The following is an 8,692-nucleotide window of genomic DNA, read 5'->3' as shown; positions in this document are numbered from 1 at the left end:
CCCCGCCCGTGGGCGTGGCGTACACGCCGCGCGTCACCGTGTCCCTGTCATCCGGTTGGACGCAGGCCGGGGTGGCGAGCGCCGACATCGTCCAGACGGACGGGGTGCGCACGCTCCGCCTCACCCGCGTCCAGCTCGTGGTGCGGTCGCTGGAGTTGAAGCGGCGGTACCAGAGCGGATGTGCAGCGTCCGGCGGCGCCCCGGGCGCCTGCCGCGCCTACGTGGTGGGCCCGTTGTTGCTGGACCTGCCGCTCGACCGCGAGTCCTCCTCCTTGCTGGCGCTCGACGTGCCTCCCGGCGTGTACGACGAAGTCGACTTCGATCTCCACAAGCCCGACGACGACAGCCCGCAGGACATCGCGTTCCTGGCGGAGCATCCCGCGTTCCGCGGTGTGTCCGTCCGTGCGGAGGGGGAGTTCGAAGGCACCTGGTTCGTCTTCGTGCAGGACCTGAATGGCCGCCAGGAGGCGGACCTCGTCCCACCTCTCCAGATCCAGACCGACGCGCCCGAGACGGTCGTCACCCTGCGCGTCGACGCACGGCGGTGGTTCTGGGACGGGCCCACCCTGTTGGATCCACGCTCGGGCCTGAAGGGCCATCCGAACGAGCGGATCATCGAAGACAACATCGAGGCCTCGATCGAGGCCTTCGAGGATCGGGACCGGGACGGCGCTCCCGACGCCTGAAGGCGCGCGCGTGTCCGCACGCGCCCTGATCGCGCCTGCCGACTGCGCGTGCAGCTATCCCGCGGGCTCCTTCTGCAGGGCCTGGAAGCGCGGATCGTCCCGGATCGGCGCCCAGGTCAGGCGCGTGCGCAGGGACGCCCGGGTGACCTCCGACGGTACCGAGAGCAGGTAGGCCAGGTCGGCGACGGCGCGATCCACCTCGCCCAGCTCCGCCCAGGCCTGGGCCCGTCGCCGGATCACCTGGATGCGCTCGAGATCGGTCACCTCGATTGCGTCGGCACGCGCGAGCTCGTTGCGGGCTTCGTCCACGCGGCCGGCGCGCGCCAGGTCGCGCGCGACGCGGGCCCGCCATTCCGCCTCTTCGAACGCCGTGAGACCGTCCGGAACCTCCCGCCGGGTGGCGGCCAAGGAGTCCCAGTAGATGCGAGCCAGGTCGGGTCGCCCTGCCGCCCGATGCATCCAGGCGCGCTGGGCGTAGCAGGCACAGCGATACGCCTCGTCCTCGGCATCCGAGCGGAGCCGTGTGACGAGCGTATCCCAGGCGCCGCCGACCAGCAGCTCCGGAAAGGCGTTGAGCCACCCCGCGACCACGGTCGGCGGCATGGGGTGCTCGGCGTGCTCCTCGGCGAACACCTGCTGGACCACGCCGATCCCGGCTCCGGTGGCCAGGTGGAGCCAGAGGTTCTCGCTGAGCACCTGGTTCCGGTCGCCGCCGCTGCGCGCCATCCGCTCGGCACGGGCCAGGTAGTAGCGGGCGTCGTCGAAGCGGCGCAGGTAGCGCGCGAGCCGCGCGGCGGCCACCCGTTCGGCGGTGCCCGCCGAATCGGCGTCCGCGATCTGGGCGACCCGCTCGTACTCGGCTTCGACCGCCTTGTCGGCCTGGGCGGCCAGCGGGGGTGCCGCGAGCAGCCCCGCGGTGAACAGGAGTGCAGCACGTGGCGTCATGGCGTCCTTCCGGTCTTCGAGACCCCTCAAGATAGGGGCTCGGGGCCGTGCAGGCGCGCGGCGCCGCTGCGACACCCCTCCGGGGCTTGCGGTGGGGCGGCCCGGCTCTCCTCTTGGGACCCGAGGAGAGGTTCCCCGCCCGAACCCGTCCGATCCCCGTTCCGGAGTCCCCATGCGTCGGATCCTGCTGGCCGCCTCGCTCACGCTCGCCGGGGCCGCGCCCGCCGCCGCCCAGCTGCCGCGTCCGGAGCCGGCCGCGCCGAGCACCCGCGTGCTCACGCACCGGGAGGAGGCGCCCATCATCCATGCCCGGATCCAGGAGCGCTTCCGGACCGTGCTGCCCGAGCTCATGCGGCGCGAAGGCATCGACCTCTGGCTGATCGTCTCCCGGGAGTACAACGACGATCCGGTCTTCCGGTCCATGGCACCGCTCACCACGTACTCGTCGCGCCGCCGGACCGTGTTGGCCTTCCACGACCGGGGTGGTGTCGAGGGTGTGCAGGCCCTCTCGATCGGTCGCTTCGACTACGAGGGGCTCTTCGAGCTGTACCGGACGCACAACGACTCGCAGTACGTCGGCCTGCGCCGACTGGTGGAGGAGCGTCAGCCGCGCCGGATCGGCATCAACGTCTCGAACGCCTGGAACCACGCCGACGGCCTCACACAGAATGAGCATCAGCGCATCGTGGAGGCGTTGGGGCCGTTCGCCGACCGGTTGGTCAGCGCCGAGATGCTCGCCGTGGGATGGCTGGAGACCAAGCTGCCCTCCGAGACGGAGCACTACCGCTATGCCCAACGGCTCGCGCACCAGGTGATCGCGGAGGCGTTCTCGAACGCCGTGATCGTCCCGGGTGTGACCACCAACCAGGACGTGGCCTGGTGGATGCGCCAGCGCGTCGCGGAGCTGGGGCTCGGCGCCTGGTTCCATCCTTCGGTCAGCGTGCAGCGCGCGGGCGGCACGCCGGATGCGGGTCCGCACGGTGTGGTGATCGAGCGCGGAGACCTGCTGCACACGGACTTCGGCCTGATCGCGCTCGGCTACTCCACCGACACGCAGCACCACGCCTACGTGCTGCGCGCGGGGGAGGACGACGCACCGGCCGGCCTCAAGGCCGGTCTGGCCGCCGCCAACCGGCTGCAGGACCTGACGATGATGCATGCGAAGGTGGGCCGCACGGGCAACGAGGCGCTCGCCGACGCGCTGGCCCAGGCGAAGCGGGAAGGTCTGACGCCGTCCATCTATTGCCATCCGATCGGCTACCACGGCCACGCAGCCGGGCCTCCGATCGGAATGACCGACTATCAGGACGGGGTGCCGGTGCGCGGCGACTACGTCTTCCGCCCGAACACGTGGCACTCGATCGAGCTGAACGTCCGGCACCCCGTTCCCGAGTGGGGCGGGCAGGAGGTGCGCTTCGCCCTCGAGGAGGACGCGGCCCTGCTCGACGACGGCTGGCAGTGGCTCGACGGACGCCAGTCCACCTTCTATCTGATCCGCTGACGCCCGCGCTGGACGAGGAGGTCCCATGACGTTGCCGCTGCGCTGTCTCGGTTCCGCGACGATGCTGGTCGCGCTCGCGGCGCCCGTCGCGGGCCAGGATCAGTTCGGGCGCAGCGTGGCCATTGCCGCCGGGGACGTGGTGGTCACCAAGCCCGTGGTGGGACGCGGACCGGCGATGCTGTACGTGTTCGCATCCGACGGGACCGAGCGGGCGCGTCTGGTCGTGGGCCGGAGCGCGGAGACCGGAGAGGGCGTGAGCCCGTCCGTGGCCGCGGACGGAGCGCGCGTGCTGGTGGGGAGCGGCGATCCCGGGACGCGCCTCGCGGGACACCTCTTCGGACGCGAGGACGGTGGCACGTGGAGCGATCAGGGCAGCCTGCCCCTGGACGCCGCCCGGCGCGACGCGGCCGCCGCGGGGACGCTCGACTTTGCGGGAATCCTGCGCATCCTGGAGCCGCCGGCTCGGATCGTGGCGCTGGACGGCGCGCGGGCGCTGGCGGCCGTGGTCGGGGGCCCGGGTGCCGTGGACGTGCGCGTCCTGGAGCGGGCGCAAGGCGAGTGGCGGCCGGCCGCGGTGCTGCCGGCCCCGGCCGGCGCCGACGTGCGCTTCGGAAGTGCGCTCCGCCTCGACGGTGCGCGCGCGTACGTGGGCGCTCCCGGGCTCGGGGGGACGGGTGCGGTCTTCGTCTTCGAGCGCGACGACGCGGGGGCATGGAGCGAGGTTGCGCGCCTGGGAGCGGTGGACCTTCCGCCGGGCAGCCGCCTCGGCGAGGCGCTCGCGATCGGAGACGACGTGCTGGTCGCGGGCGCCCCCGGATTCGACGGCTCGCGGGGCGCGGTCCTGGCCTTCGCGCGCGACGCGAGCGGCGGGTGGACGGAGGTGCAGCGGCTGGAGGGCGGCGAGGGCGGGGACAGCTTCGGGGCTGCGCTCGCGCTGTCGGACGGAGAGCTGTGGGTGGGCGCGCCGCAGCGCGAAGGCCGCGCCGGTGGGGTGGAGCGCTACCGCCGGGAGGGAGGCGGCTTCACCGCGGCCGGACCGCTCTCGCTCGAGGGGGTGGAGCCCGGGTTCCTCGCCGGCACCGCGCTCGACCTGGAAGCCGACCAGGGCGTGGTCGGCGCGCCGGGCGCCGACGGCGGTCGGGGACGCGCCGCGCTCCTGTCCCGGAGCGGGGAGGGCTGGCGCAGCGTGCGCTGGGTGGAGCCCATGGCCCGCCTCCGCTCGGCCGACCAGGGCGAGATCCGCTGCGAGGAGGGCGAGGCCGCAGGGTTCGGGTGCGACAACGTGGATCTCCTCTCGTTCGTGTCGCTCGCGGACCTGGGCTCCGCGCCCGGCGAGCGGGTGAGCGACCTGTGGGGCTGGACCGATCCCGCCACCGGCCGCGAATACGCGCTCGTGGGCCGCACGGCCGGGGCGGCCATCGTCGACGTGACGGACGCCGCCGCGCCGCGCTTCCTGGGCCTGGTCCGCGCCAATCCCAGCGGCGCGCGCGATCTCAAGGTGTATCGCGACCACCTGTTCTTCACGGGCGACGGAGCGGGCGAACACGGCCTGGTCGTCTTCGACCTGACGCGCCTGCGGACCCTCGCTTCGCCCGGCGCCGATCTCGCGCCCGACACGGTGTACCGGGGCATCGCCAGCGCGCACAACCTGGTCATCGACACGGGAAGCGGATTCGCCTTCCCGGTCGGCGCCAGCGGCGGGGGGCAGACGTGCGGCGGCGGCCTCCACATGGTGGACATCCGGGATCCCAAGGCGCCCACCTTCGCCGGATGCTTCACGGACACGGAAGGCCTGATCTGGCAGGGACGCACGCACGACGCGCAGTGCGTCGTCTATGCAGGGCCGGACGAGCAACACCGGGGTCGTCAGATCTGCTTCGCCTCCAACGAGACGGCCATCCGCATCGTGGACGTCACCGACAAGGCCCAGCCCGTCCCGATCGGCGTGGCCACCTACCCGGGTCGGGCGTACGTGCACCAGGGCTGGTTGTCGGACGATCAGCGCTACTTCTACATGAACGACGAGCTGGACGAGCTCGTGGGCACGGTGCCGCGCACCCGCACGTACGTCTGGGACGTGGCCGAGCTCGACGATCCCATCCTGGTGGCCACCGTGGACGGGCCCGACGGCTCCACCGACCACAACCTCTACGTGAAGGGCGACCGGATGTACCAGGCCAACTACCAGGCCGGCTTCCGCGTCTTCGACCTGACCGATCCCGAGCGGCCCCAGGAGATCGGCTGGTTCGACACCACGCCGTACGAAGGCAATCCGCCGGGCTTCGTCGGGGCCTGGACCGCCTATCCCTTCTTCGAGAGCGGCACCGTGCTGGTCTCGAGCATGAACGAGGGGCTGTTCCTGCTGCGCCCGCGCGGACGCCCGTTGATCCCCTGACCGCCGCCCGGGACGGCGCACGCTGAAGGCGGACGATCCGCCAGGAGGACGCCATGGCCGAGATCCGACTCCGACCCACCTTCGAACTGCCGCTGTCGCTTCCTGCCGACGCGGCGCTCGAGCGCATGCGTCGCCGCCTGAACGAGGAGGACCTCCCCCGCTGCTCGGCGGCCGCGGGCCGCTGCATCGATCTGCGCGTGGCGGACGAGGAGCGGCGACTGTGGTCACCCCACCTGTCCATCCAGGTGGAGGACGCCGCGGAGGGTGCGACGCTCTACGGACGGTATGCACCTCATCCCGAGGTGTGGACCTTCTTCATGTTCGTCTACTTCGCGGCCGCCTTCGCGGTGGTGCTGGGGGGTTCGTGGGCGTACGCGCAGTGGGTCTCGGGTGAGCCGGCCACCGCGCTCTGGGCCGTGCCCGCCGGCTTGGCGGTGATCTTCGGCATCCACGCCGCGGGTGCCGTGGGCCGGCGCCTGGGGACCCCGCAGATGTACCAGCTGCGCACGCGGTTGGAACGGCTCCTGGGCGAGGTGACGTGACCCCGGGGCCCGATCGCCGCGCGTTCTTCGAGCAGGTCGGTCTGGCGCTGACCGCAGGTCTGGTGGCGTGTGGGGGCGGAACGGCGTCCGGATCGGCGGGGACGGCCCGCCGGCGCATCGAGCGCATCGGTCTGCAGCTCTATACGGTGCGTTCGGCCATGCGCGTGGACGTCGAGGCGACGCTGGCTCGCGTCGCCGAGATCGGCTACCGCGAGGTCGAGTTCGCGGGCTGGTTCGATCGTTCGCCCGCCTGGTTGCGGTCGACGCTGGACGCGCTCGGGCTCGCGGCGCCGTCCTGCCACGTGGGCCTGGACGCGTTGCGCGCCGACCGGGACCGCGTGTTCTCCGACGCGGTCACGCTCGGGAATCAGTGGGTCGTGGTTCCGTCGTTGGCCGAAGCCGATCGCGCCACGCTCGATGCGTGGCGCCGTACGGCGGACGAGCTCAACGAGCTCGGCGTGGCGGCCCGGGCCGCGGGCCTGCGCCTCGCCTACCACAACCACGACGTCGAGCTGCACCCCCTCGAAGGACGGATCCCCTACGATCTGCTGCTGGAGTCCACCGACGCCACCCTGGTCGACCTGGAGATGGATCTCTACTGGATGGCGGAGGGCGGCGGAGACGCGGTACGGACCATGACACGGTGGCCGGGACGCTTTCCCTTGCTGCACGTGAAGGATCGCGATCGCAGCGGACGCATGGTGGATGTCGGCGCCGGTCGCCTGGATTTCGCCGGGATCTTCGCCCATGCAGACACTGCGGGCACGCGGCACTGGTTCGTGGAGCACGACCAGCCCGGCGAGGATCCGTTCCCCTCCATCGAAGCCAGCTTCCGTCACCTCTCCACGCTCGAGTACTGAGATGAACCGACCCGGACGCCGCGAAGCCCTTGCGACCCTGGCGCCCTTCGTGCGTCCCCGACAGGAGGTGCGCGACGTCGTCATCGTCGGCTCCGGAGCCGGAGGTGGGATGGCCGCCAAGGTGCTGACGGACGCGGGCGTGGACGTGCTCATGCTCGAGGCGGGAGCGCCTTGGGACAACCGTACGGACTCGGCCATGTTCACGTGGCCCTACGAGACCGCGTGGCGCGGAGCGAGCACGCCGGAGCGGCACTTCGGCGAGTTCGACGCCGGCCTGGGCGGTTGGTCCCTGCCGGGCGAGCCGTACACACGGGCGGAGGGCACGAGCTTCGACTGGTTCCGCCTGCGTATGGTGGGGGGCCGCACCAACCACTGGGGTCGGATCTCGCTGCGCTTCGGTCCAGACGATTTCCGGCGCCGTTCATTGGATGGGCTGGGCGATGACTGGCCCATCACGTACGAGGACCTGGCGCCCTGGTACGACCGGGTGGACCGCACCATCGGCGTGTTCGGAAGCAACGAAGGGATCCACAATCAACCGGACGGGCTCTTCCTGCCGCCCCCCGAGCCGCGCTGCTGGGAGAAGGTCGTCCAGCGCGCGTCGCAGCGCATGGACATCCCCTGCATTCCGTCACGGCTCTCCATCCTGACCCGTCCGGTGGAGGGGCGGGCGCCCTGCCACTACTGCGGCCAGTGCAACCGCGGGTGTGTGACCAACTCCAACTTCACCTCCACCAACGTGCTCATCCATCCGGCCGTGGAGTCCGGTCGCCTGGAGCTGCGCACGGGCGCGATGGTGCGGGAGGTGACGACGGATGCTCGGGGTTGGGCCAACGGCGTGATCTACATCGACAAGGAGACGGGCCAGGAGCGGCGCGTCGGTGCACGCGTGGTGCTCCTGGCGGCCAGCGCGTGCGAGTCCGCGCGCATCCTGCTCAACTCGGCGTCCACCCGCTTTCCCGACGGACTTGCGAACTCCAGCGGCGTGGTGGGCCGCTACCTGACCGACACCACCGGCACGGACGTCGCGGGCTTTGTCCCGGCCTTGATGGACGGGATCCCCCACAACGAGGACGGTGTGGGGGGCGCCCACCTCTACATGCCCTGGTGGTTGGACAACCGTCGGCTGGACTTCCCGCGCGGCTACCATATCGAGATCTGGGGCGGCCGCGGTCAGCCGAGCGCCGGCTTCATGGGTGGGATCCAGCGGTATCCCAACGGCGGAGGGTGGGGACAGGCGCTCAAGGACGACTACCGCCGCTACTACGGTGCCGTGGTGGGCTTCAGCGGCCGCGGGGAGATGATCCCCAACGCCGACACCTACTGCGAGATCGATCCCGACGTCGTGGACCAGTGGGGCATCCCGGTGTTGCGCTTCCACTTCCGGTGGAGCGACCACGAGTACCGCCAGGTGCGGCACATGCAGGAGACGTTCCGTGCGCTCATCACGGAGATGGGGGGCACGCCGTTCGGCGACATGCCGTCCGCCGAGAACGGATACGGCATCGCGGCCGGAGGCCGCATCATCCACGAGCTGGGTGTGACGCGCATGGGGACCGATCCCGGTGCGTCCGTGGTCGACGGGTTCGGGCGCGCGCACGACGTCCCCAACCTCTTCGTGGTGGACGGCGGTCCGTTCGTCTCGCAGGCGGACAAGAACCCCACCTGGACCATCCTGGCGCTGTCGTGGCGCGCGTCCGAGCACCTCCTGGAGCTGCGCTCCCGGAGGGAGGTGTGACGGCGCGGTCGGCCGGGGACGGCTC

General features: G+C 71.6%; 7 protein-coding genes. 6 read left to right on the top strand and 1 reads right to left on the bottom strand.

The window, feature by feature from the left end:
* Positions 1–8 precede the first annotated feature (8 nt).
* Positions 9–686, top strand: coding sequence for a hypothetical protein (locus R3E98_01270; GenBank protein ID MEZ4422012.1), 678 nt, complete (start codon positions 9–11; stop codon positions 684–686).
* A gap of 54 nt (positions 687–740) precedes the next feature.
* Here the strand turns inward: R3E98_01270 and R3E98_01265 are convergent, their stop codons facing one another.
* On the bottom strand, positions 741–1,631 hold the full coding sequence (locus R3E98_01265; protein MEZ4422011.1) for a hypothetical protein: 891 nt from the start codon (positions 1,629–1,631) through the stop codon (positions 741–743).
* A gap of 172 nt (positions 1,632–1,803) precedes the next feature.
* On the opposite strand from R3E98_01265, the gene R3E98_01260 reads away from it, so the two are divergent.
* From R3E98_01260 to R3E98_01240, 5 genes are read left to right on the top strand one after another with little or no spacing between them, the layout of a single operon-like run.
* Positions 1,804–3,132, top strand: a complete 1,329-nt coding sequence (locus R3E98_01260; protein MEZ4422010.1) for a M24 family metallopeptidase — start codon at positions 1,804–1,806, stop codon at positions 3,130–3,132.
* Positions 3,133–3,157: 25 nt separating this feature from the next.
* Positions 3,158–5,527, top strand: a complete 2,370-nt coding sequence (locus R3E98_01255; protein MEZ4422009.1) for a choice-of-anchor B family protein — start codon at positions 3,158–3,160, stop codon at positions 5,525–5,527.
* Between the two features lie 53 nt (positions 5,528–5,580).
* Positions 5,581–6,069 carry a hypothetical protein gene (locus R3E98_01250; GenBank protein MEZ4422008.1) on the top strand — a complete coding sequence of 163 codons (489 nt, stop codon included), beginning with the start codon at positions 5,581–5,583 and terminating at the stop codon, positions 6,067–6,069.
* On the top strand, positions 6,066–6,929 hold the full coding sequence (locus tag R3E98_01245) for a sugar phosphate isomerase/epimerase (GenBank protein ID MEZ4422007.1): 864 nt from the start codon (positions 6,066–6,068) through the stop codon (positions 6,927–6,929). Before R3E98_01250 ends, R3E98_01245 begins: the two co-directional genes overlap by 4 nt.
* A gap of 1 nt (position 6,930) precedes the next feature.
* Entirely contained in the window at positions 6,931–8,667 is a 1,737-nt protein-coding gene (locus tag R3E98_01240; GenBank protein ID MEZ4422006.1) for a GMC family oxidoreductase, read from the top strand.
* The last annotated feature ends 25 nt before the right edge of the window (positions 8,668–8,692 follow it).

It is taken from the genome of Gemmatimonadota bacterium, assembly GCA_041390125.1.
Taxonomy (GTDB): domain Bacteria; phylum Gemmatimonadota; class Gemmatimonadetes; order Longimicrobiales; family Gaopeijiaceae; genus JAGQIF01.
Note: the sequence above shows the minus strand (reverse complement) of the source record. Positions and strands in the feature narration are given on the sequence as shown.